This is a genomic window from Flagellimonas pelagia, from assembly GCF_003584135.1.
Taxonomy (GTDB): Bacteria; Bacteroidota; Bacteroidia; order Flavobacteriales; family Flavobacteriaceae; genus Flagellimonas; species Flagellimonas pelagia.
In genome coordinates this window covers 57,118-79,899 of the sequence record NZ_QXFI01000018.1, presented here as the reverse complement: position 1 = coordinate 79,899, position 22,782 = coordinate 57,118, and the positions used below count along the sequence as shown (strand labels likewise).

General features: G+C 44.0%; 23 protein-coding genes. 10 read left to right on the top strand and 13 right to left on the bottom strand.

Going from position 1 to position 22,782, the window contains the following annotated elements:
* Positions 1-3 precede the first annotated feature (3 nt).
* Positions 4-1,083 carry a DNA replication/repair protein RecF gene (gene recF, locus D2V05_RS06730; protein WP_119646900.1) on the bottom strand — a complete coding sequence of 360 codons (1,080 nt, stop codon included), beginning with the start codon at positions 1,081-1,083 and terminating at the stop codon, positions 4-6.
* Positions 1,084-1,210: 127 nt separating this feature from the next.
* Here recF and D2V05_RS06725 point away from each other — a divergent pair, with 127 nt between their 5' ends.
* From D2V05_RS06725 to D2V05_RS06695, 7 genes are all read left to right on the top strand, one after another.
* On the top strand, positions 1,211-1,972 hold the full coding sequence (locus D2V05_RS06725; RefSeq protein WP_119646897.1) for a tetratricopeptide repeat protein: 762 nt from the start codon (positions 1,211-1,213) through the stop codon (positions 1,970-1,972).
* A 3-nt stretch (positions 1,973-1,975) separates the two neighbouring features.
* Positions 1,976-2,458 (top strand): 6,7-dimethyl-8-ribityllumazine synthase, encoded by a 483-nt coding sequence (gene ribH, locus D2V05_RS06720; RefSeq protein ID WP_119646894.1) that lies wholly within the window; start codon positions 1,976-1,978, stop codon positions 2,456-2,458.
* A 184-nt stretch (positions 2,459-2,642) separates the two neighbouring features.
* Positions 2,643-2,927 (top strand): riboflavin synthase subunit beta, encoded by a 285-nt coding sequence (locus D2V05_RS06715; RefSeq protein WP_119646892.1) that lies wholly within the window; start codon positions 2,643-2,645, stop codon positions 2,925-2,927.
* Positions 2,927-4,774 (top strand): DNA mismatch repair endonuclease MutL, encoded by a 1,848-nt coding sequence (mutL, locus tag D2V05_RS06710; RefSeq protein ID WP_119646890.1) that lies wholly within the window; start codon positions 2,927-2,929, stop codon positions 4,772-4,774. Before D2V05_RS06715 ends, mutL begins: the two co-directional genes overlap by 1 nt.
* Positions 4,775-5,509 (top strand): rhomboid family intramembrane serine protease, encoded by a 735-nt coding sequence (locus D2V05_RS06705; RefSeq protein WP_119646887.1) that lies wholly within the window; start codon positions 4,775-4,777, stop codon positions 5,507-5,509.
* 3 nt (positions 5,510-5,512) lie between these two features.
* The gene (locus tag D2V05_RS06700; RefSeq protein WP_119646885.1) at positions 5,513-6,376 is read left to right on the top strand and encodes a rhomboid family intramembrane serine protease; all 864 of its coding nucleotides are present in this window, start codon (positions 5,513-5,515) and stop codon (positions 6,374-6,376) included.
* Positions 6,377-6,379: 3 nt separating this feature from the next.
* The gene (locus D2V05_RS06695; protein WP_119646883.1) at positions 6,380-7,414 is read left to right on the top strand and encodes an endonuclease/exonuclease/phosphatase family protein; all 1,035 of its coding nucleotides are present in this window, start codon (positions 6,380-6,382) and stop codon (positions 7,412-7,414) included.
* Here D2V05_RS06695 and D2V05_RS06690 read toward each other — a convergent pair.
* From D2V05_RS06690 to udk, 11 genes are all read right to left on the bottom strand, one after another.
* On the bottom strand, positions 7,403-7,711 hold the full coding sequence (locus tag D2V05_RS06690; protein WP_119646881.1) for a DUF6122 family protein: 309 nt from the start codon (positions 7,709-7,711) through the stop codon (positions 7,403-7,405). The two genes, D2V05_RS06695 and D2V05_RS06690, sit on opposite strands and share 12 nt — an antisense overlap.
* Positions 7,704-8,336 (bottom strand): WbqC family protein, encoded by a 633-nt coding sequence (locus tag D2V05_RS06685; RefSeq protein ID WP_119646878.1) that lies wholly within the window; start codon positions 8,334-8,336, stop codon positions 7,704-7,706. The genes D2V05_RS06690 and D2V05_RS06685 overlap by 8 nt, the downstream gene beginning before the upstream one ends.
* 18 nt (positions 8,337-8,354) lie before the next feature.
* Complete coding sequence (gene lepB / locus D2V05_RS06680; RefSeq protein ID WP_119646876.1) at positions 8,355-10,097, bottom strand: signal peptidase I; 1,743 nt, start codon at positions 10,095-10,097, stop codon at positions 8,355-8,357.
* Between the two features lie 48 nt (positions 10,098-10,145).
* Positions 10,146-10,847 (bottom strand): 4-hydroxy-tetrahydrodipicolinate reductase, encoded by a 702-nt coding sequence (gene dapB, locus D2V05_RS06675; RefSeq protein WP_119646873.1) that lies wholly within the window; start codon positions 10,845-10,847, stop codon positions 10,146-10,148.
* 3 nt (positions 10,848-10,850) lie between these two features.
* A complete protein-coding gene (locus D2V05_RS06670; RefSeq protein WP_119646870.1) occupies positions 10,851-11,495 on the bottom strand; it encodes a DUF5683 domain-containing protein in 645 nt (214 codons plus the stop codon).
* Positions 11,488-12,396 carry a ParB/RepB/Spo0J family partition protein gene (locus D2V05_RS06665; RefSeq protein ID WP_119646868.1) on the bottom strand — a complete coding sequence of 303 codons (909 nt, stop codon included), beginning with the start codon at positions 12,394-12,396 and terminating at the stop codon, positions 11,488-11,490. The genes D2V05_RS06670 and D2V05_RS06665 overlap by 8 nt, the downstream gene beginning before the upstream one ends.
* Complete coding sequence (locus tag D2V05_RS06660; RefSeq protein ID WP_119640723.1) at positions 12,397-13,170, bottom strand: ParA family protein; 774 nt, start codon at positions 13,168-13,170, stop codon at positions 12,397-12,399.
* Between the two features lie 135 nt (positions 13,171-13,305).
* Positions 13,306-15,378 carry a methylmalonyl-CoA mutase gene (gene scpA, locus D2V05_RS06655; protein ID WP_119646866.1) on the bottom strand — a complete coding sequence of 691 codons (2,073 nt, stop codon included), beginning with the start codon at positions 15,376-15,378 and terminating at the stop codon, positions 13,306-13,308.
* The gene (locus D2V05_RS06650; RefSeq protein ID WP_119646863.1) at positions 15,371-16,768 is read right to left on the bottom strand and encodes a methylmalonyl-CoA mutase subunit beta; all 1,398 of its coding nucleotides are present in this window, start codon (positions 16,766-16,768) and stop codon (positions 15,371-15,373) included. Before D2V05_RS06650 ends, scpA begins: the two co-directional genes overlap by 8 nt.
* The gene (locus tag D2V05_RS06645; RefSeq protein WP_119646861.1) at positions 16,761-17,093 is read right to left on the bottom strand and encodes an FtsB family cell division protein; all 333 of its coding nucleotides are present in this window, start codon (positions 17,091-17,093) and stop codon (positions 16,761-16,763) included. The genes D2V05_RS06650 and D2V05_RS06645 overlap by 8 nt, the downstream gene beginning before the upstream one ends.
* 2 nt (positions 17,094-17,095) lie before the next feature.
* Positions 17,096-17,704, bottom strand: coding sequence for a uridine kinase (udk, locus tag D2V05_RS06640; protein ID WP_119646858.1), 609 nt, complete (start codon positions 17,702-17,704; stop codon positions 17,096-17,098).
* A 178-nt stretch (positions 17,705-17,882) separates the two neighbouring features.
* On the opposite strand from udk, the gene D2V05_RS06635 reads away from it, so the two are divergent.
* The 3 genes from D2V05_RS06635 to D2V05_RS06625 are packed head-to-tail and all read left to right on the top strand — an operon-like array spanning position 17,883 to position 21,379.
* Positions 17,883-18,383 (top strand): acyl-CoA carboxylase biotin carboxyl carrier protein subunit, encoded by a 501-nt coding sequence (locus tag D2V05_RS06635; RefSeq protein WP_235855406.1) that lies wholly within the window; start codon positions 17,883-17,885, stop codon positions 18,381-18,383.
* A gap of 6 nt (positions 18,384-18,389) precedes the next feature.
* A complete protein-coding gene (gene accC / locus D2V05_RS06630) occupies positions 18,390-19,832 on the top strand; it encodes an acetyl-CoA carboxylase biotin carboxylase subunit (protein WP_119646855.1) in 1,443 nt (480 codons plus the stop codon).
* Positions 19,833-19,837: 5 nt separating this feature from the next.
* Complete coding sequence (locus D2V05_RS06625) at positions 19,838-21,379, top strand: acyl-CoA carboxylase subunit beta (protein ID WP_119646853.1); 1,542 nt, start codon at positions 19,838-19,840, stop codon at positions 21,377-21,379.
* A gap of 158 nt (positions 21,380-21,537) precedes the next feature.
* On the opposite strand, the gene D2V05_RS06620 is transcribed toward D2V05_RS06625, so the two are convergent.
* Positions 21,538-22,599, bottom strand: coding sequence for a Gfo/Idh/MocA family protein (locus tag D2V05_RS06620; RefSeq protein ID WP_119646851.1), 1,062 nt, complete (start codon positions 22,597-22,599; stop codon positions 21,538-21,540).
* Between the last annotated feature and the right edge of the window lie 183 nt (positions 22,600-22,782).

Sequence of the window (22,782 nt, the reverse complement as noted above, 5' to 3'; positions counted from 1 at the left end):
ATGCTACAAGGTAAAGATTTTATAGCTCTGATGAATATTTTTCACCACATTTTCGGTACGTTCCGCATGGGTGTCACTGATAAAGATCTGCCCAAAATTGTCATTCTTCACCAAACCCACAATATGGGAAACCCGATTCTCATCCAACTTATCAAAAATATCATCCAATAATAGAATGGGAGTGGTGCTGGCCTGTTCCTTTATAAAATGGAACTGGGCCAATTTTAGGGCGATCAGGAAGGATTTCTGCTGTCCTTGACTCCCAAATTTTTTAATGGGATGGTCGGCAATGGTAAAGTTGAGGTCATCTTTGTGGATACCCACAGAAGTATATTGCAGTGCCCGGTCCTTTTCCATGTTGGCCTCCAAAAGTTCTAGTAGACTACCTTCATCAAGTTGACTTTCGTAGGATAGCATGATTTGTTCCTCTTTATCCGAAATGTGCTGGTATTGCTCCTTGAAAATTGGCAAGAAGGAGGATATGAACTCCAGTCGTTTTTTATGGATTTCGGTGCCCAAGGCATGCAATTGTTCATTGTAAATGGATAAAGTTCCTTTTTCAAAAGTGTGGTTGGCCACAAAGTATTTTAAAAGAGAGTTCCTTTGTGTCAACACCTTATTGTATTTGATGAGGTTATTGAGATAGGCTTTGTCCGATTGCGAAATGACCCCATCCATAAATTTTCTTCGGGTGTCGCTGCCTTCCAAGATCAGATCGCGATCAGCAGGAGAAATGATCACGAGGGGCAAAAAACCGATGTGCTCCGAGAACTTTTCATACGGTTTGCCATTTCGTTTGATTACTTTTTTGGTACCTTTTTTAAAACTGCAGATGATTTTTTCGCTCCTGCCTTCCTTTTCAAATTCCCCGTCCACCACAAAAAATTCGGTGTCGTGTTTGATGTTTTGGGTAGAGACGGGATTGAAATAGCTCTTGCCAAAACAAAGGTGGTATATGGCGTCGAGGATGTTCGTCTTTCCAACACCATTATCGCCGACCAAACAGTTGATCACCGGGTCGAATTCCAGGTCCTTGGAATCAAAATTTTTGTAATTGACTAAAGATAAATGTCTTAAAAACATATGGCTTTTGAGAAACAATGGGATTTTTGCAGGTTGGTACCCAAATTTGCGATTCCAAAAATAACGAATAAATTACCTTTTGGTTTTGGATAAAAACTTTATTTTTGCGCGACCAATTTAATGACGGATGGCAACATACAAGAAGAGAGGCTTCAAGCCAAAAAATAAAGAAGAGGAAGCTCAATTAGACGATCACGAAAGTACAACAGCGGAAGTATTCCATACGTTGGACGAGAGTGCATCGCGCACCGAGGCATGGGTACAAAAGAACCAAAACTATATTTTGGGCGTTATTGGAGCCGTTGCTGTTGGTGTTTTGGCCTATTTGGGATACCATCAGTTCATCCAAAAACCAAAGGAGGCAACAGCCGCCAACGAACTTTTCTATCCACAACAATATTTTGACCAAGCTTTGAACAGCGAAACCGAAAGGGATTCTTTGTTCACATTGGCCTTGAACGGTGCCGAAGGTAAATATGGTTTCTTGGACATCATCGAAGAATACAGTGGTACCAAAGCGGCCAACCTTGCCAAATACTCTGCAGGGATGACCTATTTGAACCTTCAGCAATATCAGGACGCCATTTCCCAGTTGGAAAGTTTTTCTTCTGATGACGACATCATGGGAGCCATGGCAAAAGGGGGTATTGGGGACGCTTTTTCCCAATTGAACCAGCCAGAAGATGCCTTGGATTACTATCAAAAGGCCATTGCTCACAGTGAAAATGAATTCACAACCCCTAGATTTTTGTACAAAGCTGGAGTGGTTGCCATGGAACTAGGACAAAAGGATAAGGCCTTGGGTTATTTTGAACAAATCAAAGAAAAATATCCCGACTCCCAAGAAGGAAACGGCATTGATGCCTTGATCGGGATGGCCCAAAACTAAAACATGGCCACAGAGAACAAAAACTTATCCGTTTACGATAAAAATAAAATCCCAAACGCGAAGGATCTTCGGTTTGGGATTGTTGTTTCGGAATGGAACGGACAGATTACCGAAGCCCTTTTCCAGGGTGCCCAAGAGGCCCTTTTGGATTGTGGGGCCTTGCCAGAAAACATCATCCGTTGGAACGTACCCGGTAGCTTTGAGCTAACTTTTGGCAGCAAAAAAATGATCAACACCCAAAAGGTGGATGCGGTTATCGCCATTGGAAGTGTGATCAGGGGAGAGACCAGCCATTTTGATTTTGTATGTAGTGCAACGGCCCAAGGTATCAAGGATTTGAATGTTGCTTACGATGTCCCGGTTATTTTTTGTGTACTTACCGACGATAATATTCAACAATCCTTGGATAGGAGCGGCGGCAAACACGGCAATAAAGGTACCGAAGCGGCCATAGCGGCCATCCAGATGGCGGTGTTGGGGAAATAAGAGCAAGTTTAAGTAACAAGTCCAAGCTCAAGTTCAAGACGAGCGTTTTTTATCCGAGCAATCCAATATTCCAGCAATCAAACAATCCAGAAATCAACGGTTCGGTTGTTAACATTTTTTAGGAAGGGTCTCCGAGCCCTTTTTTCTATTTTGAGTACCTTTGGGCATATAGGAGAAGGATATCATGCGAAACCCCCTGAAACTTAGGAAAAATAGGAGCTTTGAGTATTCACCGCGATACTACAAAGGGGAGGGCAATCCTTATAAGATAGAACACAAACTGGATAAATTCCGAAGTACGGTACAGACTAATCGAGGGATTAAGAACAAGTTTACCTCGGCCATGGATGACCTGAAAAACGAAGGGGACAAGAACATGAAACTTCGATTTCTTGTAATAGTGGCCATCTTGGTCTTATTGTTCCTCATCATTATAGACTTCGATTTATCGATATTCTGGAATCCATAATGGCGGACATCATTAAACTGTTACCGGACCATGTTGCCAATCAGATAGCGGCAGGGGAGGTGGTTCAGCGCCCAGCTTCCGTGGTGAAGGAACTGATGGAAAATGCCATCGATGCCGGTGCCAGTACCATCAAGTTGATTATCAAAGATGGTGGAAAGACGTTGATACAGGTAGTGGACGACGGCATGGGGATGAGCGAGACCGATGCCCGTTTATCCTTTGAGCGCCATGCTACTTCCAAGATTACTTCCGCACAAGATCTTTTCAATTTGCATACCAAAGGTTTCCGTGGTGAGGCCTTGGCTTCCATAGCGGCCATTGCCCATGTGGATATGCAAACAAGAAAAGAGGATAGTGAGGTAGGGGTTCAGCTCAAGATTGAAGGCAGTAAGATCGTTTCCCAAGAAGTGGTGGCCACTCCGAAAGGGACATCCATTTCCGTGAAAAACCTGTTTTTCAATATTCCGGCGAGAAGAAACTTTTTAAAATCCCACCAAGTGGAACTGAGGCATATCACCGATGAGTTCCATCGGGTGGCCTTGGTGCATCCCAATATCGAATTCCATTTTTACAACAACGGGTCGGAACTGTTCAATCTGCCCAAAACAAAACACCGCCAGCGAATTGCCCATATTTTCGGCAACAGGATGGAGGACCGGTTGGTGCCTGTGAATGAAGAAACCGAGGTGGTGAAGATTTCCGGTTTTGTCTGCAAACCCGAATTTGCCAAAAAGAGTCGGGGCGAGCAGTTTTTCTTCGCCAATGACCGATTTATCAAGAGTCCTTATCTGCATCATGCCGTGACGGCCGCCTTTGAAGGTTTGATCAAATCGGATATGTACCCAGGTTATTTTCTGTATTTGGAAGTAGATCCATCGTCCATCGATATCAACATACATCCCACCAAAACCGAGGTGAAATTTGATGATGAAAACACCTTGTACGCCATTTTGCGTTCCACGGTAAAGCATAGTCTAGGACAATTCAATGTGGCCCCGGTCTTGGATTTTGATCATGATCCCAATCTGGATACGCCTTATGCCTACAAGGAAAAAGATGTCATTTTACCAAAGGTAACGGTAGATGCATCCTTCAATCCATTCAAGGAAACTTCGGAATCCAAGGGAATGGGTAAATCCTTTCAGAAAACAAGTGTTAAAGGTTGGGAAGACATGTATGAAGGCTTGGACAAGGATATTGATGTGGAGGAATTCAGCAGTGTGGTAATCGAATCCGAAAGTGCAGTACAAGGGACATTATATACCGATGAAGAGGTGGAGGAACGCTTGGCCGCAACTTTTCAATTGCGCAGAAAATATGTAATGAGCACTGTGCGATCGGGCTTGTTGGTCATTCACCAGAATAGGGCCCATGAACGCATCCTGTTCGAGAAGTTTTTAGGGGAGATCACCGTAAAGGAAGGGGTGAGCCAACAATTACTCTTTCCTTTGGAACTGACTTTCAACAAACAAGAATTGGCCGTTCTTAACGAAATCAAGGAAAGCCTGACAAATATCGGGTTCGCTTTTGAAAGTTTGAAACATGAAACTGTAAAAGTGACAGGTGTGCCCTTGGTAGTGCCCGAAAGTGGGATTGGCACGGTATTGGATCATTTGATTGCCGACTATATGGAAGGTTTTAATGATGGAACCCTTTCACAGGCGGAGGTCCTGGCCAAAGTGCTTTCCAAAAACCTGGCCATTAGAACGGGGGAAGTTTTGGACCAAGAATCGCAATTGGCATTGGTGAACAATTTGTTCGCCTGCAAGGAGCCTTCCCTTAGTCCGTTTCAAAAAATAACGTATACCATTGTCTCCGAAGGGGATATCGATAAAAAATTCAGCTAGATGGGTAGAATGACAGAGGCAGTAAAACACATATTGATCATAAATGTGATCATGTTTTTTGCCACACAATTATATGGAGACCAAATGTACCAATGGATGTCGCTTTGGTTTCCCAAAAACCCCAATTTTGAGTGGTGGCAGGTGGTAACCCATATGTTCATGCATGGGAACCTTATGCACATTGTCTTCAATATGTATGCCCTATGGGCATTCGGTACACCATTGGAGCGTATTTGGGGAAGGAACAAGTTCCTGTTCTTTTATTTTTCAGCGGGACTAGGTTCGGCGGCATTGCATACAGGGGTCAATTATTTTCTTTTCACCGAAGGAATCAATGCTTTGGAAGGAGCAGGTATTGCCAAGACACAGATTTTGGATATTTTGGCCAATGGACAATACAGTCCGGGTTGGTATAATGTGGTATCAAAAGGTACTATAGATAGTATGCTCATGGCATTCAACACTCCTGCAGTGGGAGCATCGGGAGCTATTTATGGTGTTTTGGTGGCTTTCGCCTTTATGTATTCCGAGGCAAAACTGATGCTCATCTTTTTGCCTGTGCCCATAAAGGCGAAGTATTTTGTGCCCCTATTGATTGCCAGTGACTTGATCTTTGGTATTAGCAACGTGAATACAGGGGTTGCACATTTTGCCCACATTGGGGGTGCGTTGATCGGATTTATAATGATGTGGTACTGGAAGAAGAACCAGTTCAACAATAACCGTTGGAATTAATCTATGGCGAGTGGTGGACTTCAATATCAATATGCCAGGCTGACCGTTGCGGAGAAGCTGATAGCCCTGAACGTATTGGTTTTTTTACTGGATGGACTTTCAAAAGCTTTACTCGGGTATTCCATTTCCACATGGTTCCAATTGCCAAAGGATTTTTTGGAGTTTATTGGACAACCCTGGTCCTTGGTGACCTATTCCTTTTTCCATGCAGGGCTGATGCATATTTTTTGGAACATGGTCATGCTCTATTTTGCGAGCCGTATATTTTTGAACCTTTTTGATGCCCAAAAGTTCATCAATGTATATTTCTTAGGGGTCATTGTGGGTGGATTGGTATTTCTTTTGAGCTATAACGTATTCCCAACTTTGTTGAATACCAATACGGCATTGATAGGGGCTTCTGCTGGGGTAACGGCCGTGTTGATCTTTGTTTGTGCCTATATTCCCAATCAAGAGGTTCGTGTGTTTTTCTTCAATATTAAACTGTGGTATATAGGGGCGTTTTTTGTGTTGATGGATTTGATCCAAATACCTTACGGAGGAAATATAGGAGGTAGGCTGGCGCATTTGGGAGGAGCGTTGTTAGGGTATGTCTATGCCCGTCAATTGTTCAAGGGAAATGATATCGGTTCTGGGTTTACCAAATTGAGAAACGCTATCGCAAGTCTTTTTAAACCAAGGGAAAAAAAGGCACCTATGAAAACGGTTTACAAAAAGAGTGCAACGGTAAACAATAAAGCGGATTACGACAAACAGGCCAAACAACGGAAGATAGATATCATTTTGGACAAGATAAGCAAATCGGGGTACGAGAGCCTGTCCAAGGAAGAAAAGGATTTTTTGTTTAAAGCCGGTAAGGAAGACTGATTTGTGAAGAACCTCTCATTTTTTGATAAGATCATCTTTTTGTTGAACACCTTGTTTGCCTTGGTGCTGGCCATTTCATTGTTGGTGCCTTATATACCTACCAAATACATTTCCTCACTTTCCATACTGAGTCTTGTGGTGCCAATATCCGTATTGATCAATGCAAATTTTGTTGTGTATTGGTTATTGCGAAGAAAAAGGAACTTTTTGTTGTCCGTATCCTTGTTGGTGCTTTGGTACCTGTTTTTAGGTCCTTTTTACAAGTTTTCTGGGCAGGACAAGGTTGATGAAAAAGATCAAAGGGCATTATCCATAATGTCTTTCAACGCAAGGAGTTTTAATAAATATAGTTGGATCAAAGATTCCAATATTGAAAACGAAATAGTCTCTTTTGTAAAGCAGCAAAACCCAGATGTTATCTGTTTTCAGGAATTCAGTATGATAAAGAAAAGAGAGTTTAAAAACTACCCTTACAACTATGAGACTCCTGGAGGTACTAAAAAATCATACCAGATTATTTTTTCAAAGTTTCCTATTATTCAGGGACATTCATTGGATTTTCCACAAACCAATAATAATACCCTGTATGTAGATATTTTGTTTAAAAAAGATACCTTAAGGATTTTCAATGTTCATTTACAATCCTTTAGGATAGTTCCAGGTTTGAATACGATAAAAAGGGAACAGTCTGCAAAATTGTTCGAACGGTCTAGACAGGCGATGTTGAAACAATACGAACAGGCCAATCTGATAAGGGAGAACATGGAGAAGACCCATTTTAAAAAAATATTGGTGGGAGATTTCAACAATACCCAATATTCCAATGTTTACCAGATCATTAAAGGGGATATGAACGATTCCTATTTTGAAAAAGGAAAAGGTTTTGGTCGAACCTATGATCTGTTGAAATTCCCGATACGAATTGATTATATATTAGCTGACCCCGAATTTGAGGTGCTTTCCCATCAAAACTTCAATGAAAGACTTTCGGATCATTTTCCGGTCATGGCAACATTGCGATTGGACTCACATCAATAAACAATCCATCGTATCCGCAAAAATATGGAGGAGCAGGGCCAGACCAATCAATCGTGTAGGTTTAAAAAATGGAAGGATACAATATCCCAAAATGGCCCAATAAGAATGCAACGGATGAAAACCGATGCTGCAACGATTGGAATCGAACAATGGATTGGCCCAAAAATGGTCAACATCAATGAGGATGCCGGTCCATAAAATCAATAATGCCCCAATCCGGTTTCCTTTGAAAAAATAGAAAGCGATGAAGACGGGAACTATAAAATGGATTCCGTAATGGATACCGTGCCTAATCATGCAAAAAATCCAAGGATTGTTCTTTTAAGTAGGTGAGCGTATTGGTTCCCTCATTGAACAATAGGTCCAAAATACTGAGGTTTGGAATAAAGCCATGTCTTTCTTCAAATACCTGTGGGTAAGATTCCAAATCCGGTTTTTTTTCCTTTTTGGCTTCTACCAAAAAACGGGTGTCGACCAAGTCTTTGGGACTCAATTCATATTTGCCCGTTCTTTCACTTGCCAATGGAACCCCCAGACAATCTCCTATAATCTCAACAGCCTTTAGGTTAAACTCAAATAGAGAAGCCTCTTTACCTTCGAACAAAGGCCTGATATCATCCTCGTAGAACTCAAAGAACGGAGAGGTGCGGTATGCAGTTTCCAGGGTGCGCCAATGCTGCTTTTTCCAAGGATAGCTGTTGTCCATGAGCACATCGGCATATTTTTGACGACCTTCATCTCCGCCCACATGTTTTATGGGGATATTGAGCATGTGCTTGCCCTTATCAGTACAGATATAGCAACGGTTCCGGTAGGTCTGCTTCTGAAAATTGTCATGTGCCTCCCAAACCACTTCTTGCTGTGCTATGGCAGCAAAAGTAGCGATGTTGGGAAGGTATGTTGGATGAAGCAGTAATTTCAAAAGTGAAACGATTTTGAATTATGCCGTTTTCTTCTTCTTTCTTTTACGGAAAAAATCGAATATGAACCAACCGATGAGCAGGGCCACAAAATATTTGAAATAGGACACAGGTTCGCCGCTGCCGCCCACGGTGGTAAAGATTCTTTCCCAACGAGGTCTCCAATGGGCTATGCCTTCCTGGAAATTGTCAAAACTCATCCAAAGGAATACGGGTTTGCCCACAATGTGGTCGGCAGGGACATAACCCCAAGTACGGCTGTCCTCGGAATGGTCTCGGTTATCGCCCATCATCCAATAGTAATCCTGTTTAAAGGTATAGGAATGGGCTTCCTGCCCGTTAATGTAAACTTTATTCCCCGTGATTTTTACATCATTGTGTTCGTAGTCCCTAATGATTTTCTTGTAAAGCGGGATGGTCTTGGCACTGATCTCTACTGTTGTCCCTGCTTTGGGTATGTAAATGGGGCCGAAGTAATCGTTGTTCCAAGGGTATAGGTTCGGTTTTTGAGGGAATGCGCCTCCATATTCGCCTTTGGGTTCCTCGGTCTTGACTACCGAATCGATGGCAGGGTTTTCACGGAGTTTTGCCACCATTTCATCCGTCATATTGGCAACCCTAGATCGTGGTTTTTCCTCTGTCAAGGAAAGCCTTAATTGACGAATAACATCGGTCGGGATTCCTTTTTCTTTGGTGATGAGTTCAATTTTGCCATCACTTGTTCTATTTCCTCCTAAAATATAAGGGGAAAGGGCATTGACCTGACTTTCGCTGATGTTGGTGGCAATATATTTTCGTAGATAATCCGCGGCATCAACATCTTCCAAATATTTACTGGAAACACCATTTTGGGCGTAAACCTCATAATCATACATGGGTTTGGCACGGTCGGAAAGTTTTAACTGTTGCCCGTTGATATAGACATACCCATCAATGACTTGCAGGGAATCTCCCGGGGTGCCCACACATCGTTTTACGTAGTTGGATTTTTTGTCGACAGGTTTCATTACGGCTTTTTGCGCCTTAAAAAACTGGTACAGGGTATCTGATGGGAGACTGAAAACGACAATATCATTTTTCTTGACCTCTTCAAACCCGGGCAAACGCATATAGGGCAGTTGCAACTTGTTGATCCATGAGGTCTTGTAGGTCTCTGGATCCACATCGGCCAAGTAGGAACGTGTTTTGAGTATGGGAAGGGTGTCGTGCACCATGGGTGCCGCCAAAGTGGTCATGGGTACCCTGGCCCCATAATGGAACTTGCTTACGAACAAGAAGTCCCCAATTCGAAGGGTGCGTTCCAAAGAGCCCGTTGGAATTACATAGGGCTGAATAAAATAGGTATGGACAAAGGTAGCGGCCACAATGGCAAAAACAATGGAACTTACCCACTCCCCAAGTCCGGTGCGTGGTTTCAGGCTTCTATCCTCAATATAGGCCACATCTTCAAAATAGTTGATGTAGTAGATGTAAAATCCAAGAGTGAGGATTACCAACCAGGTATCTAAAAGGGAATGTTTTCCAAAACTTCGGATGGTTTCCACCCAAACTACGGGGAACATCAATAAATTGATGATAGGAATGAAGAGTAACAGTACCCACCACCATGGTCTTTTGATGATCTTCATCAAAACGATGCCGTTATAAACCGGAATTGCAGCTTCCCAAGTCTTTCTACCTGCCTTTACATATAGTTTCCAGGTTCCCAAAAAGTGGATGACTTGAATGACCAAAATAAAAATGATCCATTGTGTACCGTCCATATAAAAGTTTCTTAGTTAGACTTGATGCCTAAATTGTTGTTACGTTTTTTAGCTTAGGTTTAACACATCCTTCATGGTAAAAACTCCAGTTTTTCCCTGAATCCATTCTGCAGCGATTACGGCTCCCAGAGCAAATCCCTCGCGATTGTGTGCTACGTGTTTGATTTCAATTTTGTCCACGGCACTTTCGTAGGAAATACTGTGGGTTCCCGGTACCATACCCTCACGAATGGAATTTATGGTAATGGCCTTGTCGGCGGTATCGTGCAACTTCCAATTTTCATAGGAAGAGTTTTGAATGATTCCCTCTGCCAAGGTAATGGCTGTACCACTTGGGGCATCCAATTTTTGGGTATGGTGTATTTCTTCCATGGAAACCTTGTATTGCTCCAGCCCGGCCATCATTCTGGCCAAATGGGTATTGAGTTCAAAAAAGATATTAACGCCCAAGCTGAAGTTGGAGGCATAGATGAACCCTCCATCATGCTTTTGGCATAGTTCCACGGCATCGGCATAATTGGACAACCAACCTGTGGTGCCACTGATTACGGGAACGCCATTTTTAAAACAATTCGTAATATTTTCAAACGCAGCATCAGGTGTACTGAAATCGATGGCTACGTCCATGGATTTGAAATCGATATCTGTTGCGCCGGTATCAATTTTGGCTACAATGGTATGGCCTCTTTCCACAGCGATCTGCTCGATCATTTTGCCCATTTTGCCATATCCAAAAAGACCAATCTTCATAATTTAAAATTTTACGACCAAGGCCATTCCGTAGTTGGGTTGGTTGGTCAGGGGGTTCAAATCCAAATAAGGTTTAATATCGAACGATAGGTTGTCGTCCACGTTGTATTGTTTTAAATGGGCATCCACATTGGCATCGATAATGTTCAGGGCGTAGAGTGCAATGGTGATCACCAAGGAAAGGTCGCGATCCCGTTGGGCACTTTCTTGTTCCTCTTGGAGGGCATCATCCGATACACGGGGGATAGTTCCATCACCATAAAATTCATCATCCGTAAAACCTGCCAATCTTCGCTTGAAAGCATTCCGGGCTATTCTATATCGTGTATTGTTATAGGAATAGGCATAAATGGCCGTGCCCATGGCACCCCAAACGATGGGGGCTTTCCAATACCTTTTGTTGTAGATTTGCCCCAAACCTGGTACAATAGCGGAGTAAAAGGCAGCCTTGCTGGGAGCCAAAGGGTTTACGCTCTCCCTTTTGCTCACTTCCTCAAAGGTGATGCCCTCGCCGTTCAAACCTTGGGTCAAGGAATCCACTTCTTTGGTCTGAGGTTGTTCTTTTTCCTGGTTTTCTTGTTTTTCCTGAGAAAAGCCAATGTGAAGAAACAATAGGGAAAAGAACCAAAAATGAAGGGTTTTACTCACCAGTCAATAGTTTTTTGATACGCTTGAATTCTTCCTCGGAATGGAAGGGAATCACAATCTTACCTTTTCCGTTACTGGATGCGGTAACGTCCACTTTGGTGGAAAGGTAATCCTTCAAGGCATCGATTCCGTTGGAAACAAACCCAGGAACCGCCTTGCCCGTTTTTATCTTTTCGGTGTTGGGAGCGTCCGAAGGTTCTTTGTAATCCTTCACCAATCTTTCAGTTTCCCTAACGGATAGACCATCGGATACTATTTTCTCATAAATCCCGATTTGGTCTTTTTTCTTTTCGATATTGATAAGAGCCCTGCCATGTCCCATGCTGATGAACCCGTCCCGCATCCCGGTCTGAATGATGGGGTGCAGTTTGAGCAATCTAAGGTAATTGGTAATGGTCGAACGTTTTTTCCCCACCCGATCACTCAGTTTTTCTTGAGTGATCTGGATCTCATCGATCAAACGTTGGTAGGATAATGCAATTTCAATAGGATCAAGATCCTGTCTTTGGATGTTCTCCACCAAGGCCATTTCCAGAGACTCTTGGTCATTTGCAATACGGATGTAGGCAGGAATGGTCTCAAGCCCCACCAACTTGGAAGCACGGTACCTACGCTCTCCTGATACCAACTGAAACTTGTTGAAATCGAGCTTGCGAACGGTTATGGGTTGTATGATGCCGAGCTCACGAATGGAGCTGGCCAGTTCTTCAAGGGCTTCGTCATTAAAATTGGAACGCGGCTGAAAGGGGTTCATCTCTATGGATTCGATATCCAATTCCACTACATTCCCGATGACCTTGTCCGCATTCTTGTCCGAAACCGATTGGATATCGTTCTCGGGGTCTTTCAAAAGAGCGGACAGGCCTCTACCCAAAGCCTGTTTTTTTGTTGCTTTCGCCATTTAAACTTTCTCCTTGTTTTTCTTCAAAATTTCGTTGGCCAAGTTAAGATAATTCGAGGCACCCTTGCTGCTGGCATCGTATTTTATGATGCTTTCCCCATAACTTGGTGCTTCACTCAGCCTTACGTTTCTTTGGATGATGGTATCGAAAACCATATCCGCGAAGTGTTTTTTCACTTCTTCAACAACTTGGTTGGATAGGCGTAGCCTTGAATCGTACATGGTCAATAGCATGCCTTCGATATCCAGGTCGTTGTTGTGTATTTTTTGGACACTTTTTACGGTATTCAAGAGTTTTCCCAAGCCTTCAAGTGCAAAATACTCGCATTGGATAGGTATCATCACCGAATCCGCTGCGGTAAGGGCGTTCAGCGTTAAAAGACCTAGGGAAGGAGCACAATCGATCAAAACAAAATCATAACGATCACCAAGACCTTTAAGGGCTTCCTTCAACATATATTCCCTATTGTCCTTGTCCACAAGTTCAATCTCAATGGCGACAAGGTCGATATGTGCCGGAATAAGGTCTACATTGGGGGAATCGGTCGGGATGATGACTTCATCCACACTCATCGTATGTTCCAGCAATTGGTAAGTTCCCTGTTCCACGGAATCCACATCGATACCTAAGCCGGATGTTGCATTGGCTTGGGGGTCGGCATCGATCAATAAAACTTTCTTTTCCAATACACCAAGAGAGGCCGCGAGGTTTACCGTGGTGGTCGTTTTTCCCACACCGCCCTTTTGGTTTGCAATAGCAATAATCTTGCCCATTTCATAGTAAGTTAGGTGCTAAAAATACGATTATTTAAGATGCTAAAAAATGTAAATTGTTAACAGTGGGTGAATAAACCCGCTATTATGCGTTAAAGAAAGTTAAAGTTGTATTTACAAGCTAGTTAAGCGGGTTCAATCCATCAAAATGTTCAAGATTTCTATGGCTGCATCCGCAATCTTGGTACCGGGTCCAAAAACAGCCACTGCTCCATGGTCCAACAAGTGCTTGTAATCCTGTTTTGGGATAACACCGCCAACGATGACCATAATATCTTCCCGACCCAGTTTTTTGAGTTCTTGCACCACTTCGGGTACCAATGTCTTGTGCCCACCAGCCAAGGAAGAGATACCCAAAATGTGTACATCGTTCTCCACGACCTGTTTGGCCACTTCGGCCGGGGTCTGGAAAAGGGGTCCGATATCCACGTCAAAGCCAAGATCGGCATACCCGGTGGCCACTACCTTGGCACCACGGTCATGGCCATCCTGACCCATTTTGGCCACCATGATCCGAGGTCTTCGCCCTTCCTGTTGGGCAAATTCATCGGCCATTTTTTGGGCCTTTTCAAAACTTTCGTCGTTCTTGATTTCTTTGGAATACACGCCGGTAAAGGATTGGATTTTTGCTTTATACCTACCAAAGGCACTTTCCATGGCGTCACTGATTTCGCCGAGAGTCGCACGTTCTTTGGCGGCTTGTACGGCTAAAGCTAGCAAATTTTCCCGGCCGACTGTATTTTGGGTCGCTTTTTTGGCCGCTATCCGTATCTGTTCCAAGGCCTGCTCCACCGCTTTTTTATTTCTGGTCGACTTGATTTGCTGAAGTAGCTCCATCTGCTGTTTGCGCACTTTGGCGTTGTCCACTTCCAAAATCTGGAGGTCGTCCTCGTTTTCCAATTGATATTTGTTCACGCCCACGATAACATCCTGTCCACTGTCGATTCGGGCCTGTTTTCTGGCCGCGGCTTCTTCAATGCGCATTTTAGGGATACCTGCTTCGATGGCTTTGGTCATGCCCCCCAATTTCTCTACTTCCTGAATCAGTTTCCAAGCTTCCTCGGCAATGTGATGGGTTAGTTTTTCCACTTTATGGCTACCTGCCCAAGGATCCACGGTTTTGGTGATGTGGGTCTCCAATTGAAGGAAGATCTGGGTGTTTCTGGCAATCCTTGCCGAAAAATCAGTGGGTAGGGCAATGGCCTCATCCAAGGCGTTCGTATGCAGGCTTTGGGTTCCGCCAAAAGCGGCGGCCATGGCCTCGATTGTGGTTCTGGCCACATTGTTGAAGGGATCCTGCTCCGTTAAACTCCAACCACTGGTCTGGCTATGGGTACGGAGCATCAGCGATTTGTCACTTTGTGGCTCGAACTGTTCTACCAATTTGGCCCAGAGCATACGGCCCGCTCTCATTTTTGCGATTTCCGAAAAATGGTTCATCCCAATACCCCAAAAGAAGGAAAGTCGCGGTGCAAATTCATCAATTTTTAATCCTGCCTTGATTCCGGTACGGATGTATTCGATACCATCGGCCAAAGTGTAGGCCAGTTCCATGGCCGCAGGGGCACCTGCTTCGTGCATGTGGTAGCCCGAAATACTAATACTGTTGAACTTGGGCATCTTTTTGCTGGTAAACTCAAAAATATCGGCCACAATCTGCATGGAAGGGGTAGGAGGATAGATGTAGGTGTTCCGCACCATGAATTCCTTCAGAATGTCATTTTGAATGGTCCCTGCCAATTTTTCCATGGGCACGCCTTGTTCCTCGGCAGCCACAATGTAAAAGGCCATAATAGGGATGACTGCCCCGTTCATGGTCATGGAAACGGACATTTCATCCAACGGAATGCCATCAAAAAGGATTTTCATGTCCTCCACGGAATCGATGGCTACCCCTGCCTTTCCCACGTCACCAACAACACGATCGTTATCGGAATCGTAGCCACGGTGAGTAGGAAGGTCGAAGGCTACCGAAAGTCCTTTTTGGCCTGCTTCCAAATTTCTACGGTAAAAGGCGTTACTCTCCTCGGCGGTGGAAAACCCGGCATATTGACGAATGGTCCATGGCCTCAGCACATACATGGTGGAGTAGGGTCCCCGGAGAAAAGGGGAGATTCCGGCGGCAAAATTTTCGTGACCGAGGTTTGGGGTCTCGACTGCGCTCGACCCGATAGCCAATTTTAGGTTTTGAAGATCTTTTCTACTCATGGTCCAATCTTTTTTGTTCCGATGTCTCGGCCAATCGCTTTTCTATAATGGGCACAATGATGGTCTTTCTGGGCTGGGTCTTTACGAAGGGATACAATTCCAGGTCATCCTTCATGCGGTCCTGTGGGTTTTGGTACTTGTTGGTGCCCAATGATATGATCTTGCCTTCATCAAACAGTTCTTGCTCTTTGGCGGCACTTTCCTTGATTTTTTGTTGGATGGTCCCTTTTTTCAACGCATCCAAAAATCCTCCGGAGGCTTCCAACTGTTTGAAAAGTGTCAAGGATTTTTCCGCCAATTGCTTCGTCAACGATTCAATGTAATAGGTGCCTTCCGAGATTTCTGCAGCTTCGTTAAAATAGCCTTCTTCCTTCAACAACAACAATTGGTTTCTGGCAATGCGTTCCCCAAAAGCATTGTCCTTGTGATAGATGGCATCATAAGGAAGGTTACATACCGTATCCGCTCCGCCCAAAACGGCCGACATACATTCCGATGTGGTACGCAGCATGTTCACGTTATAATCGTACAGTGTTTTGTTGCGCTTGGATGGGACAACTAAAATGTGACATTCGTTTTCAATTCCATATTCCCCAGCTAAGGTTTTCCAAAGCCAGCGCAAGGCTCTCAATTTCGCTATTTCAAAGAAATAGTTGCTGCCCACAGCCACTTTGAAAGTGATGGGGAATGACTTCTCGACTGCGCTCGAAGTGACATTTGCAAAATGGTTCAGGTATTCATGGGCATGGGCCAAACCATAGGCCAATTGTTGTACCATGTTGGCCCCTGCATTTTGATAAAGCGACATATCCACACCCACCACAGATACTTTGGCGTCAGATTGGGTCAATTTCAAAATCTCATCCAAAATCTTATGGTCCGTTTCCAGATTATGGAACCAGTTGCCGTCTTTGGCCAGATGACCAATCAAGTCGATATGGAGATGGATAGGGGCTTGGTGACCTTTTGTGGCCGCCAATAACTTTTGGATAGGTTCCACAGCCAAAAACTCAAAATGAAAATGGATCGGAACAGATGCTAAATCGATTTCGGAGAGCAGTACATTAAAATCGGTCCCTTCGCTTGGAACAATAAAAATCAAACTTTCCACTCCCTTTTGAAGGATTTCACGAGCCTTGGTGTTCGCTTTTTTGGCATCGCCTGCGTAAATGGTTTGGGCAATGTTCCACGGATGTTCCTTGCCAATCGAAAAGGTAGGAACACCTTCAACGTCATCGTGGTTGTAAAAGGGCTTCACCTTGATTCCCTCCAAGGATTCCCATACCAAGGCTTCGTTGTAGTCGGCACCTTTTAGGTCGTATTGGATCTTTTGTTTCCATTGTTTGGCGGAAACTTCAGGAAACCCATCAAATAGGCCAGTTTTACTCATCTTGTTTGTTCTTTATGCTGTCTTCGTATTCGATCAAAAAGATTTCTTCCTTATCTTTTTTCATGTAATATTTTTCCCGGGCAAGCTTCTCGATTTCCTTTTCATCCGACATTTTTTCCAGAATTTCCTTGTCCTTGGCAATTTCCCCCTTCAAAAACTCCTTTTGTTTTTCCAGTTTTTGGATTTCGTCCCTAAGTTCCAAATGGATCAATAGGGAATTGGTATCAAAAAAGGCCATCCAAATCACAAAAATGGTCAACACGAGGATGTACGTATTCGTCATCACTTTGAACCATTTTTTCTGTTTGAGTTCCTTGAGACCCATGGTTATGTCAATTTATTGTTGATGATGGTACGTACCATATCCACGGCCACCGTATTGTAATGGTTGTTCGGGATGATGATGTCCGCAAACTCCTTTGATGGTTCAATGAACTGCTCATGCATGGGTTTTACCGCAGTTTGATAGCGTGTCAAAACCTTGTCAAGATCATGGCCACGTTCCCTGATGTCCCTTTGCAACCTGCGGATCAAACGCTCATCGGAATCGGCATGCACAAAAATCTTGATGTCGAACATATCTCGCAGCTTGGGGTTGCTCAAGACCAGAATACCTTCCACAATCATCACTTTTCTAGGTGGAGTAGGTATGGTTTCCTGCAACCGTGTTTCCTCCACAAAAGAATAAATAGGCGTGTCGATGGTCTTGCCTTCTCGTAATTGCTCAATATGATCGATCAATAGGTCAAAATCGATGGAATTCGGATGATCGAAATTGATTTTTGCCCTTTCCTGCCGATCCATATGGGATAGGTCGTTATAATAGGAATCCTGGGATATGACCCCCACTTCGTTATTGGGAAGTTGGTCAACAATTTGGTTGACCACGGTGGTTTTACCACAACCAGTGCCCCCGGCAATCCCTAAGATCAGCATACTTTTAATTTTGGTACCAAAAATAAGCAATTGATTAGATCTGCCCTTGGTTTAAACCTTTACATAATTAGTTACCATTTATCAATTAAATAATGACCAAAGTCATAACCTTCCAAAGTTAATGGCGCTAGCTTTGTGGGATTCTAACGCATTAATCATATCTTTATCAGGGTAACCTATGGAAACACTTTTTATGGATAACTCTTATTCGGTCAAGGTTGATGCCGACTTTGACTTTAAACTTTCCAAAGACCAAATTTCCTCCTTGGATTTGATAAAAACCGGCGAAAACGCCTATCACTTGTTGAAGGATGGCATTTCCTACCACATTGAGATTTTGGCCGCCGATTTTTGCAGTGGAATGTACACTATCGGCATCAATGGTAGTGAACATCAAGCCTTGATCAGCACTCCTTTGGATGAACTCATTGAGAAAATGGGCTTCGCCACCAATTCCAACAAGAATATCGATTCCATTGAGGCACCTATGCCTGGGTTGATTCTGGATATATTGGTTAATGAGGGACAAGAGGTGAAGGAAGAAGATCAATTGGTCATCCTAGAGGCCATGAAGATGGAAAACATCATCACTTCGCCTCGTAATGGGGTCATCAAAAAAATAGCCGTCAAGAAGGGAGATGCAGTTGACAAAAAACAATTGTTGATTGAATTTCAATAAGATATCATGAAAAAAATATTGATTGCCAATCGTGGCGAAATTGCGGTCCGTGTGATGAAGACCGCAAAAAAAATGGGAATCCGAACCGTGGCGGTCTACTCCACCGTGGATAGGAATGCTCCCCATGTGCAATTTGCGGACGAAGCCGTTTGTATCGGCGAAGCTCCATCCAACCAATCCTATTTGCGTGGTGACAAGATCATTGAAGTGGCCAAACAACTCAACGTGGATGGGATTCACCCTGGATATGGTTTCTTGAGTGAAAATGCTGATTTTGCCGAAGCTGTTGAAAAGAGTGGGATTACGTTTATTGGTCCCAAATCCAAGGCTATCCGTATGATGGGAAGCAAATTGGCTGCGAAGGAAGCTGTAAAAGCATACAACATCCCCATGGTGCCGGGAATTGATGAAGCCATTACCGATGTGGCCAAGGCCCATGAAATTGCCAATGAGGTTGGGTATCCGATCTTAATAAAGGCCTCTGCCGGAGGTGGAGGTAAAGGTATGCGGATCGTGGAACGCGAAGAAGACCTGGAATCCGGAATGAAACGTGCCATCAGTGAGGCAACTTCGGCTTTTGGGGACGGTTCCGTTTTCGTGGAGAAATATGTAAAATCACCAAGGCATATTGAGGTGCAGGTCATGGCGGATACCCACGGGAATGTGCTCCATTTTTTTGAAAGGGAATGTAGTGTGCAACGTAGGCACCAAAAAGTGGTGGAAGAAGCCCCATCATCCATATTGACTCCAGAAAAAAGAAAGGAAATGGGGATAGCGGCCACCAAAGTGGCTCAAGCCTGTGATTATATTGGGGCCGGAACCGTCGAATTTTTGATGGATGCCGACCACAACTACTACTTTTTGGAAATGAACACCCGTTTGCAGGTGGAACACCCGGTTACCGAAATGATTACGGGCGTGGATTTGGTGGAATTGCAGATCAAGATCGCTAGGGGAGAGGCTTTACCCATGAAACAGGAAGACCTTTCCATTCATGGTCATGCCGTGGAGCTTCGGGTGTATGCAGAAGACCCATTGAATGACTTTTTGCCCAGTGTGGGGAATCTAGAAACCTATAAGCTTCCGACTGGGGAAGGAGTTCGAGTAGACAATGGTTTTGAGGAAGGCATGGACATTCCCATCTATTACGACCCCATGTTATCCAAGTTGATTGCTTATGGCAAGACTCGAGAAGAGGCCATTGAATTGATGTTGGACGCCATCAACCATTACAAAGTAAAAGGGGTGCAGACAACTTTGCCCTTCGGCAGTTTTGTTTTTGCACATGAAGCCTTCCGTTCCGGAAACTTTGATACCCATTTTGTGAAAAATTATTATTCCCCCGAAAAGATTCACGAGGAAAACTCCAAACATGCTGAAATAGCTGCTTTAGTGGCGCTTCAACAGTATCTGGAAGATAAAAAAATAGTGAGATTACCTTCAAATTGAACTCTATGGATTCCAAGATAAAGACACTACAGGAAAAAATTGCCGAAGCTCATTTGGGTGGCGGTATCAAGAGGATAGAAAAGCAGCATCAAAAGAAAAAATTGACCGCTCGGGAGCGAGTTCTTTACTTGCTGGACGAAGGCTCTTTTGAAGAAATGGGTATTTTGGTCACCCACCGGACCAAGGATTTTGGTATGGATAAAGAGCTCTATTATGGTGATGGGGTGGTGACCGGATATGGAACCGTCAACGGAAGACTGGTCTATGTGTACGCACAGGATTTTACCGTGTTTGGTGGTGCGCTTTCCGAGACCCATGCAGAGAAAATTTGTAAGGTGATGGATTTGGCCATGAAGGTTGGTGCACCTGTTATCGGATTGAACGATTCAGGCGGGGCCAGGATCCAGGAAGGAGTACGATCATTGGGCGGTTATGCCGATATTTTTTATCGAAACGTACAGGCCTCAGGTGTAATCCCTCAGATTTCTGCCATTATGGGCCCCTGTGCCGGTGGAGCCGTATATTCGCCTGCCATGACGGATTTTATTATCATGGTGGAGGAAACCAGTTATATGTTCGTGACCGGTCCCAATGTGGTCAAGACCGTTACCAATGAAGAAGTGACCTCTGAGGAATTGGGTGGAGCCAGCACGCACGCCATCAAATCTGGTGTGGCGCACAAAACCTCTTCCAACGACGCCGCTTGTTTGGATGATATTAAAAAACTATTGGACTATCTTCCACAGAACAATGCCCAACTCCCCGAATTGAAACCTTATGTTTTGGGGGATGAAATCAGGGAGGAACTCTGTAGTATTGTTCCAGATAACCCGAACAAGCCTTATGATATGCACGATGTAATCAAGGGCATTATCGATTCGGATACCTTTTATGAGATCCATAAGGATTATGCGGAGAACATCATCACCGGTTTTGCCCGATTGGGAGGTCGGAGCATTGGTATCATTGCTAACCAGCCCATGTTTTTGGCAGGGGTATTGGGGGTGAAAAGCTCCAGAAAGGCAGCACGTTTTACTAGATTTTGTGATGCGTTCAACATTCCAATATTGGTTTTAGTGGATGTGCCAGGGTTCTTGCCCGGTACCGACCAGGAATGGAGCGGAATTATCATGCATGGGGCCAAATTGTTATATGCCCTGAGCGAGGCTACCGTACCTCGGGTGACTGTTATTACCCGCAAAGCCTACGGAGGTGCGTACGATGTGATGAACTCCAAACATATTGGTGCCGATTTTAACTTTGCTTGGCCCAGTGCCGAGATTGCCGTAATGGGGGCCAAAGGTGCGAGTGAGATCATTTTTAGGCGCGAAATTGCTGAAGCGGATGACCCAGAGGCCAAGTTGAAGGAGAAGGAAACCGAATATGCCGAGAAATTTGCCAATCCGTATAGGGCGGCAAGGCGTGGTTTTATTGATGAGGTGATACTTCCCCAAGATACAAGGCGCAAACTTTTGAAGGCCTTTGCCATGCTGGAGAAAAAACATGTGGAACCCCCCAAGCGGAAACACGGGAATATTCCTTTGTAAAAAAGTTCTGGTTTACATAAGTCATTCTGAGCGAAGCGAAGAATCTATTTTATGTATAAAAGGTAAAGGGGTTTGACACGTATTCCACCAATTCCCACGAATAACTTTATACAATTTGTCCAAATGTGTCAGGTCGAGGGTACGTCCTGACAAACTTCCTACAAATCTATGGTCTTTCCCGTCCTAACGGATGCATCTGCCGCCAAAACAATTTTGAGGCTATTGATTGCGTCATTCAAATGATGGGTCAGATCAAGGTCGTTTACAATTGCCTCATGGAAATATTCTTGTTCCAATAAGCATAGACCATCGTGGTCGGGCTCATCTGCCGTATCGATGATTTCATCTTTTTTTGTGAAGTGGCCCTCTGCATCCAAATTACTGTAATGCAATTTTAAATTCCCCGTTTTGGAATGACCTTCAACATCATCGGAGGCTCCTTTGTTCAAGTCACTTATGGAAACACATCCGTTTGGTCCGATCACATCTTTAATGAAAAAAGCAGTTTCGCTCATCATGGGTCCCCAACCGGCTTCGTACCATCCTACGGAACCGTCTTCAAACCGGACTTGTAATTGTCCATAGTTGTACATGTCGGCATCGATCTCATTGGATAATCTTGCCCCAATAGCAGAGACACTTACTGGGTTAGAACGTGTCATGGAACACATGACATCAACATAATGTACACCACAATCCACAATGGGAGACATGGATTTCATGAGTTGTTTGTGGGTATACCAATGGCTTCCGGAACTCTGTTGGTTCAGGTTCATTCGCATGACCAAAGGTTTTCCCAGGGTTTGGGCCATTCGGGTAAACTTGGCCCAGGTAGGGTGTACCCTTAAAATATAGCCCACTACCATTTTCTTGCCCTTTTTTTTCGCTAAATCCACTAAGGTTTGGGCTTCTTCCACAGTAAGGGCGAGTGGTTTTTCCACAAAAACATGGGCATTAGCCTCCAAGGCCATTTTTACATAATCAAAATGGGTGTCGGGATAGGTGTTGATAGAAACCACTTCAGGCTTTGTGACTTCCAAGGCGTGGGTATAATCGGAAAAGGTGGCAACTCCTCCCAATTCATTGGAAAGACGTTCCCTACTTTCTTCCCCGCGGCTGACCAATCCCACGATTTCAAACCCATCCAATTGGTGATAGGCCCGAGCATGGGAGGTTCCCATATTGCCACAACCTACGACCAAAGTTTTTAATTTTCCCATTACCTCTATCATTTATCACTAAAGATAAGGTTACTTCAGCTTTTTTCCAGACTTAGGTGGGTATTGGTTATTATTGGAACAAGACAAAATTGCACATATTCTTCAACTATTGTGTTAGATGTGTTTCCATAACATTAAACCTTTCCTAAAAGCTTTATTCGTCCAAAGGGTATGCCTATTTTT

Excerpts from the sequence above, each read along its gene's own strand:
- recF (WP_119646900.1), bottom strand. The coding sequence starts at position 1,083 with ATGTTTTTAAGACATTTATCTTTAGTCAATTACAAAAATTTTGATTCC.
- D2V05_RS06725 (WP_119646897.1), top strand. The coding sequence starts at position 1,211 with ATGGCAACATACAAGAAGAGAGGCTTCAAGCCAAAAAATAAAGAAGAG.
- ribH (WP_119646894.1), top strand. The coding sequence starts at position 1,976 with ATGGCCACAGAGAACAAAAACTTATCCGTTTACGATAAAAATAAAATC.
- D2V05_RS06715 (WP_119646892.1), top strand. The coding sequence starts at position 2,643 with ATGCGAAACCCCCTGAAACTTAGGAAAAATAGGAGCTTTGAGTATTCA.
- mutL (WP_119646890.1), top strand. The coding sequence starts at position 2,927 with ATGGCGGACATCATTAAACTGTTACCGGACCATGTTGCCAATCAGATA.
- D2V05_RS06705 (WP_119646887.1), top strand. The coding sequence starts at position 4,775 with ATGGGTAGAATGACAGAGGCAGTAAAACACATATTGATCATAAATGTG.
- D2V05_RS06700 (WP_119646885.1), top strand. The coding sequence starts at position 5,513 with ATGGCGAGTGGTGGACTTCAATATCAATATGCCAGGCTGACCGTTGCG.
- D2V05_RS06690 (WP_119646881.1), bottom strand. The coding sequence starts at position 7,711 with ATGATTAGGCACGGTATCCATTACGGAATCCATTTTATAGTTCCCGTC.
- lepB (WP_119646876.1), bottom strand. The coding sequence starts at position 10,097 with ATGGACGGTACACAATGGATCATTTTTATTTTGGTCATTCAAGTCATC.
- dapB (WP_119646873.1), bottom strand. The coding sequence starts at position 10,847 with ATGAAGATTGGTCTTTTTGGATATGGCAAAATGGGCAAAATGATCGAG.
- D2V05_RS06665 (WP_119646868.1), bottom strand. The coding sequence starts at position 12,396 with ATGGCGAAAGCAACAAAAAAACAGGCTTTGGGTAGAGGCCTGTCCGCT.
- D2V05_RS06660 (WP_119640723.1), bottom strand. The coding sequence starts at position 13,170 with ATGGGCAAGATTATTGCTATTGCAAACCAAAAGGGCGGTGTGGGAAAA.
- scpA (WP_119646866.1), bottom strand. The coding sequence starts at position 15,378 with ATGAGTAGAAAAGATCTTCAAAACCTAAAATTGGCTATCGGGTCGAGC.
- D2V05_RS06650 (WP_119646863.1), bottom strand. The coding sequence starts at position 16,768 with ATGAGTAAAACTGGCCTATTTGATGGGTTTCCTGAAGTTTCCGCCAAA.
- D2V05_RS06645 (WP_119646861.1), bottom strand. The coding sequence starts at position 17,093 with ATGGGTCTCAAGGAACTCAAACAGAAAAAATGGTTCAAAGTGATGACG.
- udk (WP_119646858.1), bottom strand. The coding sequence starts at position 17,704 with ATGCTGATCTTAGGGATTGCCGGGGGCACTGGTTGTGGTAAAACCACC.
- D2V05_RS06635 (WP_235855406.1), top strand. The coding sequence starts at position 17,883 with ATGGAAACACTTTTTATGGATAACTCTTATTCGGTCAAGGTTGATGCC.
- accC (WP_119646855.1), top strand. The coding sequence starts at position 18,390 with ATGAAAAAAATATTGATTGCCAATCGTGGCGAAATTGCGGTCCGTGTG.
- D2V05_RS06625 (WP_119646853.1), top strand. The coding sequence starts at position 19,838 with ATGGATTCCAAGATAAAGACACTACAGGAAAAAATTGCCGAAGCTCAT.
- D2V05_RS06620 (WP_119646851.1), bottom strand. The coding sequence starts at position 22,599 with ATGGGAAAATTAAAAACTTTGGTCGTAGGTTGTGGCAATATGGGAACC.